The sequence below is a fragment of the Asaia bogorensis genome, assembly GCF_900465345.1.
Classification (GTDB): Bacteria; Pseudomonadota; Alphaproteobacteria; order Acetobacterales; family Acetobacteraceae; genus Asaia; species Asaia bogorensis_A.
Genome location: NZ_UEGO01000004.1, coordinates 193482 through 214743, shown reverse-complemented (window position 1 = coordinate 214743; position 21262 = coordinate 193482). Strand labels below are relative to the sequence as shown.

Annotated in this window: 23 protein-coding genes; 11 read left to right on the top strand and 12 right to left on the bottom strand. The window is 61.0% G+C overall.

The genetic code is table 11. The features are described 5' to 3' along the window. The first annotated feature begins 1 nt into the window (after position 1). Positions 2-1276 (top strand): adenosylmethionine--8-amino-7-oxononanoate transaminase, encoded by a 1275-nt coding sequence (locus tag ED655_RS03045; RefSeq protein ID WP_122048916.1) that lies wholly within the window; start codon positions 2-4, stop codon positions 1274-1276. Next, positions 1273-1746, top strand: coding sequence for a nuclear transport factor 2 family protein (locus ED655_RS03040; RefSeq protein WP_122048915.1), 474 nt, complete (start codon positions 1273-1275; stop codon positions 1744-1746). Before ED655_RS03045 ends, ED655_RS03040 begins: the two co-directional genes overlap by 4 nt. A gap of 123 nt (positions 1747-1869) precedes the next feature. On the opposite strand, the gene ED655_RS03035 is transcribed toward ED655_RS03040, so the two are convergent. From ED655_RS03035 to ED655_RS03025, 3 genes are read right to left on the bottom strand one after another with little or no spacing between them, the layout of a single operon-like run. Continuing rightward, positions 1870-2895 (bottom strand): WD40 repeat domain-containing protein, encoded by a 1026-nt coding sequence (locus ED655_RS03035; protein WP_122048914.1) that lies wholly within the window; start codon positions 2893-2895, stop codon positions 1870-1872. 5 nt (positions 2896-2900) lie between these two features. Continuing rightward, positions 2901-3863 carry a CobW family GTP-binding protein gene (locus ED655_RS03030; protein WP_062163788.1) on the bottom strand — a complete coding sequence of 321 codons (963 nt, stop codon included), beginning with the start codon at positions 3861-3863 and terminating at the stop codon, positions 2901-2903. A gap of 14 nt (positions 3864-3877) precedes the next feature. Beyond that, positions 3878-5263 (bottom strand): O-antigen ligase family protein, encoded by a 1386-nt coding sequence (locus ED655_RS03025; RefSeq protein ID WP_122048913.1) that lies wholly within the window; start codon positions 5261-5263, stop codon positions 3878-3880. A gap of 107 nt (positions 5264-5370) precedes the next feature. Here ED655_RS03025 and ED655_RS03020 point away from each other — a divergent pair, with 107 nt between their 5' ends. Both ED655_RS03020 and ED655_RS03015 read left to right on the top strand, forming a co-directional pair. Further along, entirely contained in the window at positions 5371-6363 is a 993-nt protein-coding gene (locus tag ED655_RS03020) for an aldo/keto reductase (RefSeq protein ID WP_240993462.1), read from the top strand. A 142-nt stretch (positions 6364-6505) separates the two neighbouring features. Beyond that, a complete protein-coding gene (locus tag ED655_RS03015; RefSeq protein WP_023977874.1) occupies positions 6506-6964 on the top strand; it encodes a hypothetical protein in 459 nt (152 codons plus the stop codon). Positions 6965-7070: 106 nt separating this feature from the next. On the opposite strand, the gene ED655_RS03010 is transcribed toward ED655_RS03015, so the two are convergent. The 4 genes from ED655_RS03010 to ED655_RS02995 form a co-directional block, all read right to left on the bottom strand. Further along, the gene (locus tag ED655_RS03010) at positions 7071-8114 is read right to left on the bottom strand and encodes a hypothetical protein (protein ID WP_122048911.1); all 1044 of its coding nucleotides are present in this window, start codon (positions 8112-8114) and stop codon (positions 7071-7073) included. Between the two features lie 81 nt (positions 8115-8195). Beyond that, complete coding sequence (locus tag ED655_RS03005; RefSeq protein ID WP_122048910.1) at positions 8196-8741, bottom strand: cytochrome b; 546 nt, start codon at positions 8739-8741, stop codon at positions 8196-8198. Further along, the gene (locus ED655_RS03000) at positions 8738-9820 is read right to left on the bottom strand and encodes a catalase family peroxidase (protein ID WP_122048909.1); all 1083 of its coding nucleotides are present in this window, start codon (positions 9818-9820) and stop codon (positions 8738-8740) included. Before ED655_RS03000 ends, ED655_RS03005 begins: the two co-directional genes overlap by 4 nt. A 147-nt stretch (positions 9821-9967) precedes the next feature. Then, the gene (locus ED655_RS02995; RefSeq protein ID WP_122048908.1) at positions 9968-10213 is read right to left on the bottom strand and encodes a DUF1272 domain-containing protein; all 246 of its coding nucleotides are present in this window, start codon (positions 10211-10213) and stop codon (positions 9968-9970) included. 253 nt (positions 10214-10466) lie between these two features. On the opposite strand from ED655_RS02995, the gene sodC reads away from it, so the two are divergent. Continuing rightward, entirely contained in the window at positions 10467-10994 is a 528-nt protein-coding gene (gene sodC / locus ED655_RS02990; RefSeq protein ID WP_408735638.1) for a superoxide dismutase[Cu-Zn], read from the top strand. 47 nt (positions 10995-11041) lie between these two features. Here sodC and ED655_RS02985 read toward each other — a convergent pair whose 3' ends face one another. Both ED655_RS02985 and cobT read right to left on the bottom strand, forming a co-directional pair. Beyond that, entirely contained in the window at positions 11042-11815 is a 774-nt protein-coding gene (locus ED655_RS02985) for an adenosylcobinamide-GDP ribazoletransferase (protein ID WP_031240178.1), read from the bottom strand. Then, a complete protein-coding gene (gene cobT / locus ED655_RS02980; RefSeq protein WP_122048907.1) occupies positions 11816-12838 on the bottom strand; it encodes a nicotinate-nucleotide--dimethylbenzimidazole phosphoribosyltransferase in 1023 nt (340 codons plus the stop codon). 47 nt (positions 12839-12885) lie between these two features. Here cobT and cobU point away from each other — a divergent pair, with 47 nt between their 5' ends. From cobU to ED655_RS02965, 3 genes are all read left to right on the top strand, one after another. Then, positions 12886-13380 (top strand): bifunctional adenosylcobinamide kinase/adenosylcobinamide-phosphate guanylyltransferase, encoded by a 495-nt coding sequence (cobU, locus tag ED655_RS02975; protein ID WP_122048906.1) that lies wholly within the window; start codon positions 12886-12888, stop codon positions 13378-13380. 63 nt (positions 13381-13443) lie between these two features. After that, a complete protein-coding gene (cobO, locus tag ED655_RS02970; protein WP_122048905.1) occupies positions 13444-14082 on the top strand; it encodes a cob(I)yrinic acid a,c-diamide adenosyltransferase in 639 nt (212 codons plus the stop codon). Between the two features lie 14 nt (positions 14083-14096). Beyond that, positions 14097-15527, top strand: a complete 1431-nt coding sequence (locus ED655_RS02965; protein ID WP_122048904.1) for a cobyric acid synthase — start codon at positions 14097-14099, stop codon at positions 15525-15527. A 106-nt stretch (positions 15528-15633) separates the two neighbouring features. On the opposite strand, the gene ED655_RS02960 is transcribed toward ED655_RS02965, so the two are convergent. Next, positions 15634-16101, bottom strand: coding sequence for a hypothetical protein (locus tag ED655_RS02960; protein WP_162993363.1), 468 nt, complete (start codon positions 16099-16101; stop codon positions 15634-15636). 241 nt (positions 16102-16342) lie between these two features. On the opposite strand from ED655_RS02960, the gene ED655_RS02955 reads away from it, so the two are divergent. After that, the gene (locus ED655_RS02955) at positions 16343-17251 is read left to right on the top strand and encodes a LysR family transcriptional regulator (protein WP_162993362.1); all 909 of its coding nucleotides are present in this window, start codon (positions 16343-16345) and stop codon (positions 17249-17251) included. A gap of 80 nt (positions 17252-17331) precedes the next feature. Here ED655_RS02955 and bluB read toward each other — a convergent pair whose 3' ends face one another. Both bluB and cbiB read right to left on the bottom strand, forming a co-directional pair. Beyond that, on the bottom strand, positions 17332-17988 hold the full coding sequence (bluB, locus tag ED655_RS02950; RefSeq protein WP_122048980.1) for a 5,6-dimethylbenzimidazole synthase: 657 nt from the start codon (positions 17986-17988) through the stop codon (positions 17332-17334). Beyond that, positions 17985-18986 (bottom strand): adenosylcobinamide-phosphate synthase CbiB, encoded by a 1002-nt coding sequence (gene cbiB / locus ED655_RS02945; RefSeq protein ID WP_122048901.1) that lies wholly within the window; start codon positions 18984-18986, stop codon positions 17985-17987. Before cbiB ends, bluB begins: the two co-directional genes overlap by 4 nt. 8 nt (positions 18987-18994) lie before the next feature. Between cbiB and ED655_RS02940 the strand changes: the two genes are divergently transcribed. Beyond that, positions 18995-20044 carry a threonine-phosphate decarboxylase gene (locus tag ED655_RS02940; protein ID WP_122048900.1) on the top strand — a complete coding sequence of 350 codons (1050 nt, stop codon included), beginning with the start codon at positions 18995-18997 and terminating at the stop codon, positions 20042-20044. A 105-nt stretch (positions 20045-20149) separates the two neighbouring features. Then, a complete protein-coding gene (gene dusB / locus ED655_RS02935; protein WP_122048899.1) occupies positions 20150-21253 on the top strand; it encodes a tRNA dihydrouridine synthase DusB in 1104 nt (367 codons plus the stop codon). Positions 21254-21262 lie beyond the last annotated feature (9 nt).

Sequence of the window (21262 nt, the reverse complement as noted above, 5' to 3'; positions counted from 1 at the left end):
CATGACATCCGAAAAGCCTTCCACAAGTCCTGTCTGGCTGCCCTATACCCAGATGCACACAGCGCCTGCGCCGCTCATTGCGGCGCGGACGCAGGATACGCGCATCGTTCTGGAAGATGGCCGCTCGCTGGTGGATGGGATCGCCTCGTGGTGGACGGCCTGTCACGGTTATAATCATCCCCATATACGTGCCCGGGTGGCGGCCCAGCTCGATGCCATGCCCCATGTCATGCTTGGCGGGCTGGTTCATCGGCCGGTCATGGAGCTGTCAGAGCGTCTGACGGCACTCCTGCCGGGTGATCTCGCCCATTGTTTTTTCACCGATAGCGGTTCGGTGGCCGTCGAAGTGGCCATGAAAATGGCGATCCAGTTCTGGCTCAATCGCGGTGAAAAAGGACGTACGAGGCTGCTCTCCTTCCGTGGGGGCTATCACGGTGACACGCTTGCGACGATGTCGATCTGCGATCCTGAAGAGGGGATGCACAGCCTCTTCAGCGGCGTGTTTCCCGAGCAGGTTATTGCTGATTTACCCCTCGACGCAGCATGCTATGAGGCCCTCGACCAGCTTCTGGCGCATCATGCGGGCAGTATCGCGGCAATCATCACCGAGCCTCTGGTGCAGGGTGCTGGCGGTATGGTGTTCCATGCCCCCGAGGTGCTTGCCCGACTACGGCAACTGGCCGACAAACATGGCGTGTTGCTGATACTCGATGAGATTTTCACGGGTTTCGGGCGCACAGGCACCATGTTTGCCTGCGAGCAAGCCGGGATTGTGCCCGATATCATCACGCTCTCCAAAGCCCTGACCGGTGGCACAATGGCTTTGGCGGCAACCGTTGCGCGCCGCCATGTCTATGAGGCGTTTCTGTCCGACTCACCCATGGCCGCGCTCATGCATGGCCCGACTTTCATGGCCAATGCCCTGGCCTGCGCCGCCGCCTGTGCCTCGCTTGATCTTTTCGGGCGTGAGCCGCGCCTGGCTCAGGTCGCCGCGCTTTCAGCGATGCTGCGTGATCAGCTGGAGCCCTGTCGTGCTCTGTCTGGCGTGCGTGATGTGCGTGTGCTGGGCGCGATCGGTGTGGTCGAGCTTGAAGCGATCGAGGATATGGCCGGGCTTAAGGCCGCGCTTGTTGCGTGCGGCGTCTGGGTCAGGCCGTTTCGCAATATCATCTATCTCACACCCGCCTTCACGATCACTCCAGAGGATCTGGCGCGCCTCACGACGGCGATATTCACTGTTGTGCAGGCGGGGGCGTTCAGGAAGGCAAGTTCATGACCAAAGACCCCGCGGCTCTGGTTCCTCCCTTTACCGCAGAAACGGCGCGGCTGAAGGTACGTCGTGCCGAGGATGCATGGAACAGCCGCAACCCGTCTCAGGTCTCACTGGCGTATAGTGTCGAGAGCCAATGGCGCAATCGCAATGAGTTCCTGCAGGGTCGCCCGGCTATTGTCGCGTTCCTTGAACGCAAATGGGCTGCCGAGCAGGATTACCGGCTGATCAAGGAGCTCTTTGCGTATCAGGACGACCGTATTGCCGTGCGCTTTGCCTATGAGTGGCACGACGCCTCGGGCCAGTGGTTTCGCTCCTACGGGAATGAGAACTGGGTTTTCGACGCACAAGGCCTGATGGCGCAGCGTATGGCGTCGATCAATGATCTTGCCATCAACAGCGCTGATCGGCTGTTCCACTGGCCGCAGGGCCGCCGCCCGGATGACCATCCGTCACTGAGCGAACTCGGCCTGTAATTCTCAGGGGCGTGGCTCTCGCCTTTCGGGCACGGACACCCCCCCTCTGATCCTGTTCGACAGACAGGTTTCCAAAGGACGCATGTCCTTGGGTGGGGGATGGGGCAAAGCCCCATGAAAAGCCTAGCCTGCCGAAGAAAGATCGATGGCGGCAATCACGCCGTCATCCGTACCGAATACCATCACACCACCGAGCGGGGAAAAGACCAGGCCGGTTACCTTGCCACGTTTGCCAAGGCAAATGGGCAGGACACGCTCGGAGCCGAGTTCGGCGAGAAGAACTGAGCCATCTTCAAAGCCTGCCGCAATGATGTCGTTCTTGGGGTGGGCCGCAACGGCCGAACAGAACACGCCAGGCAGGCGCGCAAGTTCGGTCGGGGGTTTGCCCATCGGGCCGCCGCCGAAGAAAGGCCAGAGCACGATGGCATCGGCGCCTGAGGTCGCAAGCCAGCGCCCGTTACGGGTAAAGGAGAGCGAGGTCACGCGCTTGGGGTAGCCGCTCATGCGCATGTTATGGCTGTCAGACAGGCGCCAGCCATGCAGGTCATTTTCCTGCATCGCGGTCACGAGGGCCTCGCCAGCCGGATGGATGGCGAGGGTGGTGTGACTGCCCTTCCATTCGAGGGGGCGCACCGTGTCCACTTTCGCGCCAACAAACCACATCGACACGCCGTTATAATGTGATGCAGCGACACGCTTGCCCTTGGCGTCAAAAACGATGCCGGTAACGGTCGAGGGGTGCTCAAGGGTCTTGAGGGTCGTCTCGCCGGAGGCGTCGCGGATCTCAAGCTGCTTGCCGGTCGAAAAGGCCAGATGGTCAGGGGTCGTGGCCACGCAATCCACCCAGCGGCGGCACTTGTGCAGTTCGCTCACCGTGCCATCGGGCAGGGTGCGGCACAGGCGGTTATCCTCGCCACCGCTAACGAAACCTGTTTTGCCGGTATCGGCAGTGAGGCAGAGCACGGCACCGTCATGGGCCTCGATGCGCTGCCATGTTTCAGGATGTTTGATCCCGGCAACAGGGATCAGGAAGATCTCGCCTTCGACCGTGCCGAGCGCGAAGGTCTGGCCGTCGCGGGCGCAGGCGGCGACGGTAACGGGCGAACCAATGGTCTTTTCCGCGCCACGTGTGGCGAGGAGTTCGGTCATCTCGCTCATGCGCGGCAGCTTTCAAAGCCACGACGAAGCTGCGGACGGTTGAGGTTGCGACCGATGAAGACGATGCGCGATTCCTTGCTCTCGCCCTCCTTGCCTTTGCCGATATAGTCGCCATCGGCCATCATGTGCACGGCCTGGAACGCAAAGCGCTCATCCTTGCCCGCAAAATGCATGATGCCCTTGGACCGCAGGATATCCGCGCCCTGTTCCTGAAGGATCGCGCCGATCCACGCCTGGAAGCGCTGTTCGTCAAGCGGCTCCTCGACGGCGAAGGACATGCTGGTAACGCCCTCCTCATGCGAGTGCTCGTTGTTCTCAAGGAAGTCCGGCATGGTTTCCAGCGCGCGTTCGAGGTCGAACCCGCCCTGATCGAGCACAGTGCTGAGTGCCACGGCGCTGTGCTGGGCACGATGGATCTGCACGCTGGCATTGATCCCGCGCAGACGCGCCTCGATGGCCTCAAGCCCGGCTTCATCCACGAGATCGGTCTTGTTGAGAATGATCACATCCGCAAACGCCACCTGACGGATCGCCTCGGGGCTCTCGTCCAGCGTCTGGATGACATTATAGGCGTCGACCACGGTTACGACGGCGTCGAGGCGTGATTTCTCGCGCAGGTTTTCGTCCACGAAAAAGGTTTGGGCCACGGGGGCCGGATCGGCAAGACCGGTGGTCTCGACAATGATACCGTCAAACTTGCCACGACGACGCAGCAGGCTGCCGAGGATACGGATCAGATCGCCGCGTACGGTACAGCAGATGCAACCGTTATTGGTCTCGAACACCTCTTCATCCGCATCGACCACCAGATCGCCATCGACGCCCAGTTCGCCGAACTCATTGACGAGAACGGCATATTTGCGCCCGTGCTCGCTCGAGAGAATATGGTTGAGCAGCGTGGTTTTCCCGGCACCGAGAAAGCCGGTGAGAACGGTGACGGGGATCTTGGTCTCGGACATCGGCACTCCGGGTCTTAGCGAGAGGTTACGGTCGGCACTGCATATAGGGTTGCCTTGTCGCGAGGAACAGAGGCGGCCCCCAAGGTCGGGGCCCCCAGGGCCGCGGCCTCGGCCAGTCCGACGCCAAGCAGCATGAAGGCCCATCCGCCGAGAGGCAGGTTGAGGAAGTCGCTGGCTGAGGCAAAGGGCCATTCCTGAACGAAGAAGGCCGCGAACAGGCCGATGCGCCAGGCATGATGAGCCCCTTGCACAGGCCAGAGTGCGCGCAGGCACGCAAAAACCAGCCCACCGAACAGGAAGAGCCCCGGTAGTCCGGCATTGGTCAGCGCCTGCAGATAGTGATTATGCGCATGCTGGACGCAGATGCCTGTGCCGCCGCCATCGCTGGCTGTGCTGAGCCAGGGCAGACCATGCAGATAGGCCGGATCGGCGCAGGCGTGACGGAAGGCGTCGTAACCGAGCCCGGTGACGGGATGGGCCTGCGCAATGACAATCGCACGGGTAAAGACCAGACCGTAATGCGACTCCCAGAAATGCGAGAGCTGATGAGCGGCCAACACGATGAGATGCTGAAAAGCCTGAGGCGCAAGAACGCGCACCAGCAAGACCAGGACGGGCAGACTGAGGGCCCCGACCAGGGCAGCAGGGCGCAAAGGGCGATAGAACAGGGCACAAATGCCGATCCCGAGCGCGGTAAGCGCCATGGGAATACGCTGCCCGGCCAGGACCATAATCCCCAGCACAATAACAGCCAGCCCACTCATGGCCATGAAAACGGGGAGGGTTGTCCTGTGCGGATTGCCGTTGCGCGTTCCCGGGGAGCCTGTGGCAGGTGCCTTGATGGGGCGGGCCATCAGCCAGGCGCAGCCCAGCATCATGACCGGCAGTACCAGACGGGAGAAAGGCGCTGCCGCTCTGGGGTGGGCATAGGGTCCGGTCAGCGTCCCGTCGATATAACGCGGGTAGCCGAAGAGATTATGCCCGAAGATGGCCTGCACCAGAAATTGCAGCACGAAATATCCGCAACAGGTGACCAGAACCCAGCGCATTGTCGCCCGTGATGGTTCATCGCGCAGCGTCCAGACCTGAAGGGCTGCCGCCATGAGGGGAAACCGTATGGCGAGAATGGACTGCGTGAGCGCCTGCGACGAGCCAATGCCGATATGGGGCAGTGAGCAAACAATCTGCCAACCCCACCACAGCAGGGCCACACGGACCCAGAACTGCCGACCCCAGCCCCAGCCAAGCCCCAGCGCCGATCGCGCCAGCAGGCCGACGGCCAGCAGGTCCATCATGATCTCTGAAAACAGCCTGCCATGAGTCAGAAAGACAGGCAGAAGCAGCGTCGCCCCGAAACCAAGGCGATCAAGCACGGAAGTAAGGCGGGCGCGGCGTGTCATGATCTGCGGTGATGCCCGCTCGGCGCATCAGGCGCAAGTGAGGCAACGAACACGGTTCTCCACCGTATGAAACAGCATGTGACCTCACACGAATGGAGAAACCTGTCATGACAGCCGATACGATCAGCATCAGGAATATCGACAAGCCTGTAACCCGCATCGCCCTGGGAACATGGGCAATTGGCGGCTGGATGTGGGGTGGCCCCGATGACGACAACGCCATACGCACCATTCACAAGGCGATCGATAACGGAATCAACTTCATCGATACAGCGCCGGTTTACGGGTTTGGCCACAGCGAGGAGGTTATCGGTCGGGCGTTGGAGGGCGGTCGACGCGACAAGGTCGTGCTGGCCACAAAGCTTGGTCTGGCCTGGACAGATGATCAGAAAGTCTATCGTGACAGCCGTCCCGAACGCATCCGCAAGGAGGTGGAAGACTCTCTGCGACGCCTTGGGACCGATGTGATCGATCTGGAGCAGGTGCACTGGCCTGACGGCAAGACGCCGGTTGAGGAAACTGCCCATGAGCTGGAGAAGCTTCGTCGCGAAGGCAAGATCCGTGCCATCGGGGTTAGCAATTTCTCGGTTGATGATATGGACCGGTTCGGGGCCATCACCCCGATCAGCACCATCCAGCCGCCCTATAACCTGTTCGAGCGCGTCACGACCGAGCGTGACATTCTGCCTTATGCCAAGGCTCATGACGCAATCGTGATGGCCTATGGTCCTCTCTGTCGCGGCCTTCTGGCGGGCAAGATGACGGGTGAAACGCATTTCCCCAAGGATGACCTGCGCAGCAGCGATCCGAAATTCCAGCAGCCAGTATTCGGACGCTATCTCGCTGCTGTCGAAGCGCTGAAGGCCATCGCCGCGCGTCACGACAAATCCATTCTGGCGCTGGCCATTCGCTGGGTGCTCGATCAGGGGCCGACGGTGGCGCTCTGGGGCGCACGCAAGCCGGAACAGATTGACGGAGTGGCCGAGGCCTATGGCTGGTCATTGAGCGAGCAGGAAAAGGCCGAAATCGAGACTATCCTGCGTGACAATGTGCCTGATGCCATTGAGCCGGATTTCATGGCCCCGCCGCAGCGCGACTGAACCACCCCCCGTACGCCCTTCGTGCAGCGTTGGCCCGCCTTGAGGTCAACGCCTCGCGATCATGCAGGCGGGGCGGGAACGAAAAGCGATGCAGGGAGTTAACGAACCGCAACGCATTCCCTTTCTGAGAGGAACAATAACAATGCGCTCATTTACCCGCCGTGCCCTTGCTGCTTCGACCTTTGCCGCAGCGGCTCTGGCCGTCATGCCGGTAGCGCATGCAGCCCCCGACGCACTGGGCACCCCCGTTGGCCACATCACCCTGATGGCAAAATCTGCCGATGTGGGCATTGGCTACACCTGGGGCCAAGGCACACTGACCTATGGCCACAAGACCTATCGCTTCAAGATTTCGGGCGGCAATATTGCTGCTGTCGGTTTCTCGAAGATCGAGGCAACGGGTGTCGTATATAATCTGAAGAACCTGCACGATTTCGATGGCGGTTACGGCGCTCTGAATGGCGACGCGACGCTGGATCGTGGGATCGGTGGCGCCATTCTGAGCAACAGCAATGGCGTGAAGATCAAGATCACGACTGCAACACGTGGGGCGCATCTCGCCGCCGGTGGTCAGGGTCTGTCTTTCCAGCTGGTTGACTGAAAGTCTCAGCCGGATTGAAACGGGAAAAAGCGACCATTCGGTCGCTTTTTTCATATCCGGGAGGCTGATGCTGGTCTGGCACCGGTTATCTCCCTGCTTGCGTCCTTCAATCCAGCAAGGCGGCGAGGTGTTCCAGCATATCGGCCCGTTTCATCGTGACCCAGGCTTCGGCGGCGTCACGCCCCCAGTGAGGATAAGCTGTGGTGGCGAAACTACCCCATGCCTGCCGGTAGGCCAGAAAAGCGCTCTGGGCCTTTTCGATGTCACTCGAATTGATGGTTGTGCCGCCGATGTTTTTCTGGCCAGCAAGCCGTCTCAGAGCCATCTGCATGCGCGTGTTGGCGGTATTGAGCTGCGCGTTGCCGAGAGGCGGCAGGGGCCTATGCCCGAGGCGCGCCAGCATCTGGGTGAAGTCGCGCAGTTGCAGCATGCGCTCCTGTATCTCGAAAGCCGCGCGCAGCGAGCCTGAAAGATCCGTCTCATTGGCGGCGCGGGCCTCTCCCCAGAGTTTCTGTTGCGCCACAAGCGCGGAAAATGCCGGGCGGGCAGAGAGAGGAAGGCTGGACGCAAAATCCCGGATTTTCCGGTTCTCGACTTCGCTCGCAATCCTTGCCTGATGGGCTGCGCAATAGCCGCTCGTAACGCCCGCCGTGGCGTCATGGCAGTAATCGAAAGGAGCCTTGTCCGTGCCTTCGGATATGGCCTGCAGATGCAACACCCGCAGGTCGCGCTCCGCCGGGGCAAAAGAGGTGGAACAGGCCAGATTCTGTGCATAGGCAATGTTGCGGGCAGTCCCCTCGCCATTGGCGTAGATCATCATCAGCAGATGGCTGCCTGTATAACCCCACACGACCCGGGATGATTCCCGGGACTGTTCGGTAAAGGCACAGAGTCGCGCCCTGACGGGATCGGCCTTCATGCCGATACCAAAATACAGGGCCTCGCTGTCACATCCCCGTAACGCCTCGCGTTGCGCCGGATCCGGCCGGTCGCTCGCAGGGGGCGCGCTCTGCTGCACGGCCGCACAGAGCGTATCGACCCGGCTGACGATGAGAGCCCTGTCGGTTGTCTCACTGGCCAGAGCAGGCCGGGGCTGCCACGCCAGCAGGGCAAGGGCGAGACCAAAGGCGGGGGAAGGGACACGCGGCATGACAAGAGGATCCGGAGATGTTTTGCCTCCCATGAACCGTTGCCCCGCGGCTTTGCAAGAGGGCAGCGGAAGGTGCCGATGTCAGATCTCGTGATCCTGCCCCGTCATGCTCTGGAACACCCTGTCGCGCCTGATCAGGAAATGAAAAAGCGCTGCCCCGCTATGGGCTAGGATGAGCCCGAAAAGACAGAAGGCCAGTATGGTATGGGCGAGGCGTAGCCAGCCCCAGAGTGCTGCATCATGTGGCAGGATCGGGGGCAGAAGAAAGCTGTGGCCCAGAAGCGGGATTGGGTAACCGCCCGCCGAGAGCATGGCCCAGCCGACCAGAGGTAACCCGATCATGAGCGCGTAAAGCGTCCAGTGCGACGCTTTGGCCATGAGCGCCATGAGATTCGGCAGATCGGCGGGCAGGGCAGGAGGCGGGTTCAGCCAGCGGTTAAGCAACCTCAGGACAGCCAGAAGCAGAATGGCCATGCCCAGCGGGCGGTGAAACGACACAAGGCTATGGTAGTGCGGCCCCACACCGGAGGCCATGAACAGACCGACAAAGATCATGATCAGAATCAGTACAGCCATCATCCAGTGCAGCAGGCGCGATGTCAGGCTGAAAACAGGGTGAGGGCTCATGATGCTTTCTCCGGCATCTTCTGCTCAAGCGTCGTGGGTGTGACGGCAGGCTGAGGCACGGGCTCGCGTGACCGTTCGGCAAAAGAGCGCATATAGGCCGCTGAACGGGCCTGAAGAACCGGATCGTCCGAGGCGCTTATCCCCTGCGGCAGGATCAACGGGTCATAGGTGATGCCGGTGCAGGGGCCGGTCTCCTCGCTCTCGATCCTGTCAAGCGTCAGGGTGCCAGCCTCGATCTGCCTGTCCTGCGCAGACCAGGCCTTGCTTGGGTCATTGATGGCATCGCCTGGACCGGCAAGGGTAAGCACCAGCGTCCAGCGCAGGGGATGAGCACTCATGGCCGCGGCAAGCTGCTCGAAGAGGGCATCATCGCCTGTCAGGGGGGTGGTTACAACATCTTCCGCAGGGCGCAGGGCGAAGCGCATAGGGGTTGTGCCCCCCTTGGCATCGTGCAGCAGAAAGGAATCGAGGCTGTTATAGCGATCGTTTTCAAATCCGGGGGTAATCGGCCTTTTGGCCAGCGCCGCGCCGGCTTCAGCCAGCCACGGATGGGACGCTTTGAAAGCCTGCACGCGCGCTGGGTCAGGCTTGCCCGTGGCCGGATCGGGGCGAACAGCGATCTGGAGTGACTGGAACTCCGCCGGTGTGCGAACCGGAAAGACAGGGATGTCATTGACGCCCATGCGCCATTCCTGCCCGTTCGGTGCTTCCAGACTCAGCGCCAGCGAGCGCACCTTGCCCGGTGCGTCACCCTGATAGGGCATTCCACCGGCAAGAGCGAAGCGCCCGATGACCGGCACGCGACCTGCCTCGAAGAAGGGGGCTGTGGAATAGGTGGCGGCGGCACCATTGCCTTCGAACCACCCTGTGACACAGACGCCTTTGGCATGGTTGCGCCGAAAGCCCGGATGATGGCCGTCCACGCCCTGCAAGGCGCCGAGCAATGTATTCTGTGTGACCCTGTGGGGGCTCAACCACCCGCCAGCAACAGCGAAGCCGATGGCGAGCAGGCAGGGAAGAGACGCCACACCAAGCCAGCGCCACGCACCGGACGAGGGGCTTGAAGCCTTGTCTGCCATGACCAATCAGCCTCGTGTACCTTCGGATATGCCGTGAGCTGTCAGCACCATGCTGGCAGGGCTCACGGCCTACGCATGGCCTGAGGCTAGAGCATCGACACGCAGGGTGTTAGAAAATTCCGGTTTAAAAACGACTTCAGGAACGGCTCAAAGGCTGGGGCAGGGTTGCTCCCGTAACACACGGCGCGTCGACGCCGGGCTGGAGGCCAGAAAGCGTGATGGCCGCACAGGGCGGGGCACCAGATCACCGCTGCAATTGGGACATACGCCCTTAAGGTGATCGGTGGCGCAGCGCACGCAGAATGTGCACTCGAAAGAGCAGATCATGGCATCGTTCGTAGCGGGGGAGAGATCTGTGTTGCAACATTCACAATTGGGCCTGAGTTCGAGCATGGCGTTGCCTCTTTGTGCCTGGGGGTGAGCAAAACCAGTTTCGGGCAGGAACGCGGGCGGCACAAGCGTGGCACACGGTTCTGGACCGGGAATAACCGGGATAGCGTGTCAAGACGGCATGTTGCGAAGCGGTCTCAACTCAGGCAAGCTTTCTGTTTCCCGTCCAGAACCTTTCCCGGCTGTCATCCGTTTCGGAGCAGCAGCGTTCTCTTCAACGTCGAGGTCAGATCTCATGCGTCATGCCATGAACAAGATGCTTTCTGTTTTTCTCCTGGGGGGGGCGGTCATCGCTCTCTCCCCTGCCGGTCTGTCGCAGGCGCAGGCGGCAGACAGTGCCAGGGGCACATTGCTTGGCACGGACGGCAAGGCGCATGGAACGGTCAGCGTGACCGAAGCCCCACGGGGTGTTCTGCTGCGTATCACGGCTCAGGGTCTGGCGCCCGGCTGGCATGGCATGCATTTCCATGAGAAAGGCAGCTGCACCCCACCGAAATTCACAAGCGCGGGCGGTCATGTTCATGCGGTGACGCCTGTCGTGCATGGTCTGCTTACGCCAAACGCGAATGATGCTGGTGATCTGCCCAATCTTTATGTAGCACCCGATGGCACAGCGACTGTCGAGCTGTATTCGACGCTTGTTTCGCTGCATGGTGCAGGTGAGCGACCCGCGCTCAAGGATGCCGACGGTGCGGCACTGATCATCCACATCAGCCCCGATGATTATACGACCCAGCCGATCGGTGGCGCCGGTGCACGTATCGCCTGCGCCGTACTCGACTGACAGCGTTCGGGCCTTTTAACTCTGCGCGGGGTTAGAGGCCCTGACGTTTACAGGGGGAGTTTGTCGAACCCGTGCAGGCTGGCCCCCGTCAGAACCACAAGCTCGGTGATGATGGCAGTCGCCCCCAGCACGTCGCCTGTGTAGCCGCCTATCAGGCGATAGGCGACGCTGCACAGGCCAAGTGTGGCCAGACAGGCCACGAGAAAAAGAGACAGCGCCCCAAGTACGGAAAGAGAGCTGGCGATCAGGGCGGTCAGGATCATGGCAATCAGCAGGCCACGTGCTGGCAGGTGGCGCAGCTCATGGGCCAGTCCATCGGCTCTGGCAGGACGCAGCCAGAGCAGGGGCAGCATGAGTGACAGGCGCGAGAAGGCCCCGGCTGTTGCCAGAATCGAGATGATATGGATCGGCTGGGTGGCAAGGGTTGTCATGGTGCCAGCCCGCAGCAGCATCAGCAGGCTGAGCGCAAGCCCGCCATAACTGCCGATCCGGCTGTCGCGCATGATCTCAAGCCTGCGCTCTGGCGTACGGCCGCCGAAAAACCCATCCACCGTATCGGCAAACCCGTCCTCATGAAGGGCGCCTGTCAGGAAAAGCTGAAAGGCGATGGCCCAGCCCGTGGCAACGATGGCTGGCATGCCAAGGCGTATGCACAGTACCATCACAGTGCCGGTAAGCGCACCGATGGCCCCCCCGATCAGAGGCCAGCACCAGCTGGACCGTGTCAGGTCTATCTTCTTGTCGGGGGCATGAAGCCAGCCTGTTGGCAAGCGTGTCAGCAGGCTGAGACCCGCAGCGAAATCTGCGCGAATGATAGGCATTTAGCTCTTTATTGATCGATTATTCTCATCAAGAACGGCAATATCATCAAAACTTGCCATGCCATTGTGGCAGGCGAGGGCCGCGCGCACAAGCGGGATGGCCAGAGCGGCCCCGGACCCCTCTCCAAGGCGCAGCCCCAGATCGAGTAATGGCTCAAGATCGAGATGGGCGGAAAGGCGGCTATGGCCCTGCTCGCCCGAGCAATGGCCCAGCACGGTGTGGGACAGGCCAGAGGGATGCATCAGCGCCAGAGGCGCGACCGAGGCCGTCACGACAAAGCCATCGAGTACGACAGGTATGCGCCGGTGACGGGCGGCCAGCGTGGCCCCCAGCAGGGCAGCCAGTTCCCATCCGCCATAACGTCGCGCGAGTTCCAGAGGTGGGTGTTCACGACCATGCAGGGCCAGCGCCTTGTCGATGGCCCTGGCCTTGCGTGCAATACCGTCGTCATCCAGCCCTGCGCCTCGGCCTGCCCATGTTGCGCCATCCCCGCCAAACAGGGCGGCAGCCAGCGCCGACGCTGCGGTGGTATTGCCCACACCCATTTCACCAAGGGCGAGCAGATCGCATTGCGCCGGGACGGCGTCGTATCCCGTCGAGACAGCCTGAAGAAAGGCCTCTGTCGTGAGCGCCGGCGCGCATGTCAGGTCCGCGCTGGGGTTGAGGTCCCCCACGGGCACGACGTGAAGCGACGCACCGGCCTGATTGGCCAGCTGGTTGATGGCGGCTCCACCCTGTCTGAAATTGCTGATCATGGCAGCGGTCACGCTGGCCGGCCAGGCCGAGACGCCCTGCGCCAGAACGCCGTGATTGCCAGCAAAAAGGCAGATCGCTGCCTGATTGATTTGCAGGGGACGCCAGGCGCCGAACCAGGAAACGAGTGTTTCGAGACGCCCAAGGCTTCCAGCAGGTTTTGTCAGCCGTGCCTCTCGCTCCCTGATGGCGTCTTGTGCCGCAGCATCGGGCTCCGGCAGGGTTTCGCACGCGTTCCGGAGGGTTTCGAGAGAGCAGAAAGGTGACATGGCGCCTTTGTGTTGGGATAAGCGCGGTTCTGCAAGGGGGAGCGGTCATGAAAACCATACTTGTTCTGGGTGGTGCCCGATCCGGTAAGAGCCGCCATGCCGAAGCGCTCGTAACGGCGGAGCCGGGGCCGTGGCGCTATATCGCGACAGGGCGTGCCTGGGATGATGAAATGCGCTCCCGCATCGCCCTGCATCAGGCACAGCGCGGCGCCGGTTGGGAAACAATCGAGGCCCCCCTCGATCTGGCTACGGCGCTGGACGTGCCCGAACCAGCGCTTGTGGATTGCCTGACCTTGTGGCTCACCAACCTGATTCTCGAGGAGCGCGATATTGAACAGGCGACCGAAACCCTGCTTGATGCGCTGGACAGGCGCAGCGCCCTGACAGTGCTGGTCGGCAATGAGGTCGGGCTCGGCATCGTGCCAGAAAATGCCCTTGCACGACGGTTCAGGGATGAGGCAGGGCTGCTGCACCAGAAACTGGCCCAGCGGGCGCAGCGCGTCCTGTTTGTCGCGGCAGGCTGTGCACTCGAAATGAAATGACCACGCTTATGGCCTCCTTCGGGAGGCTACTTTCTGAAGATGACGTGTCTGGAGACGAATGCGATGAGTGACCTGCCCGCAACCCCTGAGGGGAATTCCTCGGAGGCCGAACGTGATCGTCACCGCACGAAAATGCAGCGCCGCAAGGAGGTGCAGGACCGTGAGGTGGCTGAAAAGACGATCGAGAAAGGGTTGATTGCGGTCCATACCGGCCCCGGTAAAGGCAAGTCCACAGCGGCTTTCGGACTTGCCCTGCGTATGCTTGGCTATGAGCGCAAGGTGGTTGTCGTGCAGTTCATCAAGGGGGCATGGGATACAGGCGAAAGGCGGGCACTCGCCCGCTTTGGCGATCTGGCGCAGTTTCACGCACTGGGAGAGGGATTCACCTGGGAGACGCAGGACCGTGAGCGGGACATTGCCGCCTGCAAGCGGGCCTGGGAGCAGGCCTGTGTGGCGCTGGCACGCGAGGATGTGGCGCTGGTGGTGCTGGATGAGCTGAATATTGCGTTACGCTATGGCTATCTCGACGAGGCCACGGTGCTGGCAGGTCTGGGCAGCCGCCCCGCGCATCAGCATGTTGTCATTACCGGGCGTAATGCCCCGGCATGGCTGATCGAGGCTGCAGATCTGGTCACCGAGATGACCCTGGTGAAACATCATTTCCGTGATGGTGTAAAAGCCCAGCAGGGCTTCGAATTTTGAGCCCTCGCGCCCTGATGTTTCAGGGAACGGGCTCCAATGTTGGCAAATCTGTTCTGGTGGCCGGTCTGGCTCGTGCACTGACACGGCGCGGACTGCGTGTACGGCCCTTCAAGCCCCAGAACATGTCCAACAATGCTGCCGTAACGCCAGATGGTGGCGAAATCGGCCGTGCCCAGGCGCTTCAGGCGTTGGCCTGCGGGGTGGCGCCATGCGTGCACATGAACCCGGTCCTGCTCAAGCCGCAATCAGAGCATGGATCGCAGATCATCCTGCAAGGCAAGATATGGGGGCAGCGCAAGGCGCGTGAGTATCAGGCGGTAAAGCCTCTTCTGATGCCTGCCGTGCTTGAGAGCTTTCATCACCTGCAAGCTCAGGCGGATATTGTGCTGGTTGAAGGGGCGGGCTCGGCCTCAGAGGTCAATCTGCGCGCCAATGACATAGCGAATATGGGGTTTGCCGAGGCGGCCGATCTCCCCGTTATCCTCATAGGCGATATCGACCGCGGGGGTGTCATTGCCAGCCTGGTTGGAACGCGCACGGTTCTGCCGCCCTCGGATGCCGAACGCATCAAGGGGTTTATCGTCAATCGTATGCGTGGCGATGCCAGCCTGTTTGCCAGTGGCATGAGTTTCATTGCCGAGCACACCGGCTGGACACCCTGCGGTCTGGTCCCGTTCTTTCCATCGATGCGCGAATTGCCGCCAGAGGATACGGGCGATCTGCCCACCGGCTGGCAGGGGGCAGGTACGTGGCGTGTGGCGGTGCCGCTTATGCCCATGATTGCCAATTTCGATGATATGGATGCCCTGCGCGCCGAGCCGGCCCTGTCGCTGGTCTTTGTACCGCCGGGTGAGGCACTGCCTGTCTGCGATCTGGTCATTCTGCCGGGATCGAAGGCGACGATTGCCGATCTGGATTTCTTCCGGGGGCAGGGCTGGGATGTCGATCTGGCAGCGCATCATCGGCGTGGCGGTCATATTCTGGGGATCTGTGGCGGGTACCAGATGCTCGGGCGCAACGTGAGTGATCCGCATGGTCTGGAGGGCACCCCTCAAACCCGCGAGGGGCTCGGATATCTCGATATCGAGACCAGCCTAATGCCAGGCAAGACCGTGCGTCAGACAGGCGGCCATCTTCTGCCGTCAGGTGCTGAGGTTTCGGGTTACGAGATTCATGCCGGGGTTACACAGGGGCCAGCCCTGTCACGGCCCGTATTGTGCTTTGCCGATGGGCGGATGGATGGAGCTTGTTCGGAGGATGGCCGTGTTCGTGGCACCTATCTGCATGGCCTGTTCGATCAGGCGGCAGCGCGCGCTGCATTCCTGTCATGGCTTGGCGCGGGATCTTCCCCGTTCGATAACAGGGCACGTATCGAAACCGTGCTCGATGCGCTGGCGGATCACCTTGAAGAGCATGTCGCGGTTGATCGGCTTTTGTCGATCTGATGGGTCGCTTGCAGGACGCTTTATTCTGCCTGTGTGCCGGGGGGAAGCTGGAAGTTGCTTCCGGTGGCCCGTCCGGCACGGGCCATGAGATGCAGAAAACCGGATTTCAGAAAGCAGGCATAGCCCGCGCCGTTTCAGAGAACAGCATGCGTACATAATTCAAAGCATCGAGCATGACGCCATTTTCGCGCACCGAATAAGGATCACCCTTCACGGATAGGCAAACTGTCTCATCAACGCTGGTGGAGGAAATCTTCGGGAGGTAAACCCGAGAGACATTTTCCAGCAGGTTCCACACGACCCGGATTGACACGGGATCGTTCTGTGCGCTCGACAGAAGTCCCGTATCGGTGCCCAGAAAAGAAATAGCGTCATCCAGACCGTCATTTACGGCGCAATGTGTCGCGCTGTCATTGTCGAGCACATCGGATGTGTCGCCGAATACCATTTTCGACTCGTAATATTCATGATGGGAGTCGGAAAAATTACGAACGAATGAAGAATTCTCCGAGGAGTTATTCCACTTGTTCACGGTTTCACTATGCAATGTAGAAGGCGGATTAAATCGGTGCATCTCAATCTCCGGTCTTGTTTTTTATCGTATGCCGCGTTTTCTAGTGAGACATTCGTAAAGGCGGTGTTACCTATTTGGTTCGTTTGTCATATTTAACGATGTGTAACGGACAAGACTGTTCAGTATCTAAAGTTTCATCATGTTTTTACGATCCTGAGCATCAACTGAAATGCTGTGTAAAAACAAGGAAAAATTTTGCGACGGATCGTGCGGTTTTTTAGAACGATCCCTGAGGGAATCCATGAGAAAAAAGATAAATTTCAATGGCATGGTTTACTTCATATCGGTGGTCGAGGCGGGGTCGATCTCCGGTGCAGCGCGTACGCTCGGCGTGTCAAAAAGCGTTATAAGCAAGGCGATTATCGAACTTGAGGCGTTCCTGCAGACCGATCTGCTGATCAGAACGTCAAAACAGATTCTCCCGACACGGGCTGGCGAGGTGTTCTACCGGCGCTGCAATTCGGGTGTAGAGGCTATCGAGACAGCTTTTCTTGACACGCAGAATCACGGCTCGATTCCCCAGGGAAAGCTGCATATCCTCGCCAATGCCGCCTATGGGCGATATGTCGTCCTGCCGGTGGTTCATGCCTTCGCCGCACGATATCCATCATGCCAGATCAGTTTTTCTCTGGGTGATGACGTGTCTGAAGCCAAGATGACATGGTTCGATGTGGCGATACGCACTCGTCCTTTCGATGATCCTTCACTGCATGTGCGACGGATCGGCGGGTATGAGCGGCATCTGGTGGCGGGGCGTGGCTTTCTGGATCAGTATGGCCCGGTGGAGAGTTTCGATCAGCTCGTCCGACTGCCGTTCATTGGCTATGTCGATGATCCCGGACGGGATGGGTGGCGCCTCTCTGCCGGCGGTGAGCCCCGTAGTCTGGGATCAAGCCCTTATCTGTCGCTGGGGCCAATCAACCTGATTCTTGAGAGTCTGATGGCCGGGCAGGGCTATTCGGTCCTGCCGGATTTTCTTTACGATCATCCGAGTGTTGCGTCTCAGCTGGTCAAGATCCTGCCTGAGTGGTCAGCTCAGAGCGGTGATATTCTGGCCTATGCCTACCCGACAAAACAGCGTTCGGCGGCAGTGCGTCTGTTCATAGACTGGATGAGCTGCGCCGCCCACGGGCTGCCCTTTCCCGATTGAAGGGGGGCAGCGTGGGGCGGTCAGTCGCCCAGAGGGGCAAGATCAGGGCTGAGCGGCGCCGGACGTAATCCGGGCGCTGCTCAGCGCAGGATCCACCGATGACGATCGCCCGAGCGCTGCTCCCAGCCGCGTCTTTCCAGCTCGGGGGTGCTGTGCTCCTCCTCGGGATAGCCAACGCAGAGATAGGCCATGAACTGCCAGTGCGGATCGGCATCCAGAAGCGGGTTCATATGCGCCGGGTCGAGAATGGACACCCAGCCCAGCCCGACGTTATGGGCCTGCGCTGCCAGCCAGAAACCATGAATGGCCATGACCGCCGACCACTGGACCGTTTCAGGCATGGTCATGCGCCCCAGACCACGCCCCTGAGCGGGGTCGGGGTCACAGAAGACGGCAATATGATGCGGGGCATCCTCAAGCCCTGCGAGCTTGAGGCGGGCATAGGCCGTGTTATCCGTGGCGCTTCTTGCGGCCAGAGCTTCGGCATTGCGTAGCATGAATTCCCGACGCACGGCCTCGCGGCGCTCGGGTGCGTCAATGCGCATGAAACGCCATGGTTGGCTGAGTCCCACCGACGGGGTGGCGCAGGTCACCGCCAGCAGATGGTCGAGCACCGCTTCAGGGACAGGGTCGCGCCGGAAATGGCGGACATCGCGGCGCCACTGGAACAACGTGTCGAGCCTGTCGCGAAAATCCTGATCGAAAACCGGCGCACTGGTACAGGCGGGGGGGCTCATGAGCATACTCCACAAAACAGGGCGAGCAGGAAGCCGCCCTGTATCAGGCACCCCAGACGGTAGAGTGTGAGGGCGCGGGCAAGATCGCGGGTGTCGGCCGTCATTTTCCCATCGCCCATCCAGGAATCGGCAATGACTGTGCCACCATACTGCCTGGGGCCTGCCAGACGCAAAGCCAGCGCGCCAGCCATGGCTGCTTCCGGCCATCCCGCATTGGGGGAGCGATGGTGGGAGGCATCACGCCATACCGTGCGCAGGGCACCTCGCGTCGAATAGCCCGGTGCCAGACTCGCCAGAATGAGCCAGAGCGCGGTCAGACGGGATGCCGGGATATTCACGCAGTCATCGCAGAGCGCTGCGGCACGTCCGAAAGCCTCATGGCGCGGCGTCATATGGCCGATCATGCTGTCTGCCGTATTGATGGCCTTGTAGGCCACGGCGCCGGGCAAGCCGAAAACGGCCAGCCAGAAGACAGGGGCCACAACACCGTCGGAGAAATTTTCGGCCAGACTTTCCGTGGCAGCGCGAACCACGCCAGCGAGATCGAGAGACTCGGGGTCGCGCCCGACAATCATCGCGACCGCCTTGCGCCCACCGTCAAGGCCATCTGCGCGCAGCCCGGTCAGAACCGCCCGTACATGATCATGAAGGGATCGCCCGGCAATCAGTGTGCTGGCCGCGCAGATTTCGAGGCAGAAAGTGACCGGCATGGGCAGGGCGGCGCGGGCAAGAGCCTGTGCTCCGATCGTAAGCCCTGTCGGGACAGCGATGATGAGGACAAGTGCCAGCAAACCACGCGCCCGGATATCGACGATCGAGCGTTGCCCTCGGGGGGATGACGCGCAGGAGGGGAGATCGAGCGGATTGAGCCCCTTGTCCAGTGCCGTGATCAGCCGGCCAATCCATGTTACCGGGTGGCCAATGAGGCGGAACAGGGCGTCCGGATACCCGAACACGCTCTCTGTCACGAGAGCGCAAAGGGTCAGGAGAAGGAACATGGAGCAAGATGACCGCAAAGCATGAGGAACGGCATCATAGCATGACGCCCTGGCCCGCGCATGGGGGCCAGCTGAGCACGCTGGTGCGTCGCTTTCCGCAGGCTCCCACCCCCCTGATTGATCTTTCGACAGGCATCAATCCGTTCGCCTATCCGTTCACCCCGCCCGGGGCGGATGCCCTGTCGCGCCTGCCTGATCCCGCGGAGGAAGAGGCGCTGCGTCTTGCGGCATCACAGGCTTACGGCGTGTCGCCAGACCATGTGCTGGCGGGTCCGGGCACGCAGATACTGATCGGGTTGTTGCCTGTCATGCTCTCGCGGCTGCAAAGGGTAGAGGGTGTTCGCATCCTGACACCCACCTATAGCGGGCATGAGACCGCTTGGGCAGCAGCGGGGGTACCGATCACCTTCATTCCGCATGGTGCATCCCTGCCGATGCCGGGAAGGAACATCGTGACGATCATCTGCGCGCCCAATAATCCGACAGGGCACGGTCTGAGCGTCGGAGAGATAGCCTTTCTCGCCGAAAGTCACGGCCATGCTGGCGGGGTGCTGGTCATTGACGAAGCCTTTGCCGATTTCCAACCCGTCAGTGCAGCGTCCCTGCTGCCGCACAGGGCCCTGATTATCTGTCGCTCTTTCGGCAAGACCTATGGTCTCGCGGGGGTCCGTCTTGGCTTTCTGCTGGGTACCCATCCGGTGCTTCAGGCCATGCGGGAAATCATGGGCCCTTGGGCCGTAAGCACAGCCGGTTGCCAGATCGGGCGAGAGGCGCTGCTGGACACGGCCTGGCGCGACTCGATGGGCCTGCGTCTCGCGCATCAGACGCAAATCCTGCGTCACATCCTGCATGATGCCGGCCTGTCATTTGTGGGAGGAACGCTGCTTTTCAGCCTCTGGCGAACGGCCCATGCCCAGGAGATATGGGAAAGGCTGGCGCAGGCCGGAATACTGGTGCGACGCTTTGCATGGGATGAAACCTTGCTGCGTTTCGGCCTGCCTGCGGATGAGGCCGCTCTGACCCGTCTGACCAAAGCGCTGGCAAGCCCGGCAAGCTGAACGATCCCGACGCGTGAGAAGCCGGGTTGTGCAAGGGACTCTCTGTGCCACGAGAGACGATCTCTGATTGCTTCACGCAAGGGCCGCCGGTATCCTTGGTCCATCATGAGCAATCTCTCCTCTTCCGACGTGGCTGGGTCGAGCCACGGCCTTGAACTACGCCCGATCGATCTTGGCGGCGGTGTCGTGATCGAGACGCCGGTCATTCTGGCGCCGATGTCGGGTGTTACGGATCTGCCCTTCCGTCAGCTGGCGCGTGATCTCGGTGCCGGGCTTGTGGTGTCGGAAATGATCGCCTCATGGGCCATGGTGCGTGAGAACGAGAACACCCTGCGCATGGCGCGCAGCGCCGAGAACGGCCCCAACTCCGTTCAGCTGGCAGGATGTGATCCCGAGGCGATGGCGCAGGCCGCAAAGATTGCCGTGGATCAGGGAGCCGACCTGATTGACATCAACTTTGGCTGTCCTGTGAAAAAAGTGGCGGTGGGGCAATCTGCCGGATCCGCGCTCATGCGTGATGAGGTCAAGGCTGCGGCCTTGCTGGAAGCGACGGTCAAGGCTGTTTCAGTGCCGGTAACGCTGAAGATGCGCATGGGGTGGGATCATCAGTCGCTTAATGCCCCGCGCCTGGCCCGCATTGCCGAAGATGTTGGTATTCGCCTTGTGACCGTCCACGGGCGCACCCGCCAGATGTTCTATAACGGCACGGCAGACTGGCATTTCGTTCGTTCGGTGAAGGAGAGCGTTTCCCTGCCTGTGATCGTCAACGGGGATATCGTTTCCATCCAGAATGCCCGTGATGCGCTGGCGGCCTCGGGGGCGGATGGCGTCATGATCGGTCGCGGCTGCTACGGGCGGCCATGGTTTCTGGCGCAGGTGGCGCAGTCGCTTCGTTCGGGCGAGAACATGCCGGATCCGGACCTTGAGACGGAGAAAACCATTGTTCTGCGCCATTACGGGATGATGCTGGACCATTTCGGCGAGCGTCCCGGCCTTCGTCTCGCCCGCAAGCATGTCTCCTGGTACTCGCACGGCCTTCCCGGTTCAGCCGCGTTTCGTGCCAGCATCAACAAGATGGATACAGCGCAGGATGTGATCGGCCACCTCACGGCGTTCTATGACCAGCAGATCGCCAACGGGGTCGTACGCGACCGTGAATCCACGCATCAGCGCCCCGATTCCGGCGATGCAGTTGAAGAAGCTGCCTGAATGACGCGT

Excerpts from the sequence above, each read along its gene's own strand:
- ED655_RS03005 (WP_122048910.1), bottom strand. The coding sequence starts at position 8,741 with ATGAGCCCTCACCCTGTTTTCAGCCTGACATCGCGCCTGCTGCACTGG.
- ED655_RS02940 (WP_122048900.1), top strand. The coding sequence starts at position 18,995 with ATGACCGCAAAGCATGAGGAACGGCATCATAGCATGACGCCCTGGCCC.
- ED655_RS03015 (WP_023977874.1), top strand. The coding sequence starts at position 6,506 with ATGCGCTCATTTACCCGCCGTGCCCTTGCTGCTTCGACCTTTGCCGCA.
- ED655_RS03020 (WP_240993462.1), top strand. The coding sequence starts at position 5,371 with ATGACAGCCGATACGATCAGCATCAGGAATATCGACAAGCCTGTAACC.
- ED655_RS03035 (WP_122048914.1), bottom strand. The coding sequence starts at position 2,895 with ATGACCGAACTCCTCGCCACACGTGGCGCGGAAAAGACCATTGGTTCG.
- ED655_RS02955 (WP_162993362.1), top strand. The coding sequence starts at position 16,343 with ATGAGAAAAAAGATAAATTTCAATGGCATGGTTTACTTCATATCGGTG.
- ED655_RS03010 (WP_122048911.1), bottom strand. The coding sequence starts at position 8,114 with ATGCCGCGTGTCCCTTCCCCCGCCTTTGGTCTCGCCCTTGCCCTGCTG.
- ED655_RS03040 (WP_122048915.1), top strand. The coding sequence starts at position 1,273 with ATGACCAAAGACCCCGCGGCTCTGGTTCCTCCCTTTACCGCAGAAACG.
- ED655_RS02965 (WP_122048904.1), top strand. The coding sequence starts at position 14,097 with ATGTTTCAGGGAACGGGCTCCAATGTTGGCAAATCTGTTCTGGTGGCC.
- ED655_RS02960 (WP_162993363.1), bottom strand. The coding sequence starts at position 16,101 with ATGCACCGATTTAATCCGCCTTCTACATTGCATAGTGAAACCGTGAAC.
- sodC (WP_408735638.1), top strand. The coding sequence starts at position 10,467 with ATGCTTTCTGTTTTTCTCCTGGGGGGGGCGGTCATCGCTCTCTCCCCT.
- dusB (WP_122048899.1), top strand. The coding sequence starts at position 20,150 with ATGAGCAATCTCTCCTCTTCCGACGTGGCTGGGTCGAGCCACGGCCTT.
- ED655_RS02985 (WP_031240178.1), bottom strand. The coding sequence starts at position 11,815 with ATGCCTATCATTCGCGCAGATTTCGCTGCGGGTCTCAGCCTGCTGACA.
- cobU (WP_122048906.1), top strand. The coding sequence starts at position 12,886 with ATGAAAACCATACTTGTTCTGGGTGGTGCCCGATCCGGTAAGAGCCGC.
- ED655_RS03030 (WP_062163788.1), bottom strand. The coding sequence starts at position 3,863 with ATGTCCGAGACCAAGATCCCCGTCACCGTTCTCACCGGCTTTCTCGGT.
- cobT (WP_122048907.1), bottom strand. The coding sequence starts at position 12,838 with ATGTCACCTTTCTGCTCTCTCGAAACCCTCCGGAACGCGTGCGAAACC.
- bluB (WP_122048980.1), bottom strand. The coding sequence starts at position 17,988 with ATGAGCCCCCCCGCCTGTACCAGTGCGCCGGTTTTCGATCAGGATTTT.
- ED655_RS03000 (WP_122048909.1), bottom strand. The coding sequence starts at position 9,820 with ATGGCAGACAAGGCTTCAAGCCCCTCGTCCGGTGCGTGGCGCTGGCTT.
- ED655_RS03025 (WP_122048913.1), bottom strand. The coding sequence starts at position 5,263 with ATGACACGCCGCGCCCGCCTTACTTCCGTGCTTGATCGCCTTGGTTTC.
- ED655_RS02995 (WP_122048908.1), bottom strand. The coding sequence starts at position 10,213 with ATGCTCGAACTCAGGCCCAATTGTGAATGTTGCAACACAGATCTCTCC.
- cbiB (WP_122048901.1), bottom strand. The coding sequence starts at position 18,986 with ATGTTCCTTCTCCTGACCCTTTGCGCTCTCGTGACAGAGAGCGTGTTC.
- cobO (WP_122048905.1), top strand. The coding sequence starts at position 13,444 with ATGAGTGACCTGCCCGCAACCCCTGAGGGGAATTCCTCGGAGGCCGAA.
- ED655_RS03045 (WP_122048916.1), top strand. The coding sequence starts at position 2 with ATGACATCCGAAAAGCCTTCCACAAGTCCTGTCTGGCTGCCCTATACC.